General features: G+C 56.8%; 1 protein-coding gene and 1 pseudogene. Both read right to left on the bottom strand.

Annotated elements, in window-relative coordinates; all coding sequences use genetic code 11:
* Nucleotides 1-506, bottom strand: a 506-nt coding sequence (locus MWC30_RS21660) for a NuoM family protein (RefSeq protein ID WP_260101165.1), incomplete at its 3' end; no start/stop codon positions are given.
* Nucleotides 506-878 (bottom strand): annotated as a pseudogene (locus MWC30_RS21655) (Na+/H+ antiporter subunit D); the annotation flags it as partial. The gene MWC30_RS21660 and the pseudogene MWC30_RS21655, both read right to left, overlap by 1 nt.

Genomic DNA, 878 nt, shown 5'->3' with positions numbered 1-878 from the left:
AACTTGACGGCGGCGTAGATCCTCCGGGGCCCCCCCCAGATCCCGATGATAAAGTACATGGGGATGAGCATGACTTCCCAGAAGACGTAGAAGAGGACAAAGTCGAGAGCGCAGAAGACCCCCAGCATGCCCGTCTCGAGAAAGAGCAGCGAGACCATGTACCCCTTCACCCCCTCGCTCACCGCCGACCAGGTGGAGAGGATCGCCAGGGCCGAGAGGAAGGTCGTCAGCAGGACCATGAAAAGGCTGATGCCGTCGATCCCCATGTGGTAGCGGATGCCGAACTGGCTGATCCACGGCACATTTTCCACAAACTGCATGTGCCACGTCGTGGAATCGAACCGAAAATAGAGGGGCAGGGAAACCAGGAACGCGGCGACGGCCGTGAGGAACGCCACCCACCGGATGAGATCGTGGCGCTTTCCGTTGATGCAGGCGATCAACAGGATTCCCACCAGCGGCAGATACGTAATGACGGATAGAATCGGAAAATGCGCTGAGTTCATCATAGTCCCATAAAATAGGCGAATAGATAGTAACCGATCATGACGACGCCGCCGATCAGCATCGTCGCCGCGTAGTTTCTCACCAGGCCGCTGGCCGTCACCCGCAGGTTTCCGGCAAGGGTGATGAAAAACTCAGCGACCCCATTGACCATCCCGTCGATACCCTTCACATCGAAAACCCGGGCCAAAAACCCCGAGAAAAACAGGGTGAACCGCGTGAACCAGGTGTTGTAGATATTGGCCACGTAATCTTCGTACGCCGAAAGGGGCTTGTTGACAAACCACATGAAGACCCGGCTCCCCTTGCGGTACACCCAGTCGGTGTCGACGCTGATCGTCGGCTCCGGATCGAGCTTTTTAAGGAGCATGAAA

It is taken from the genome of Desulforhabdus sp. TSK, from assembly GCF_022836495.1.
Taxonomy (GTDB): Bacteria; Desulfobacterota; Syntrophobacteria; order Syntrophobacterales; family Syntrophobacteraceae; genus Desulforhabdus.
This window is presented reverse-complemented; position numbering and strand designations above follow the sequence as displayed.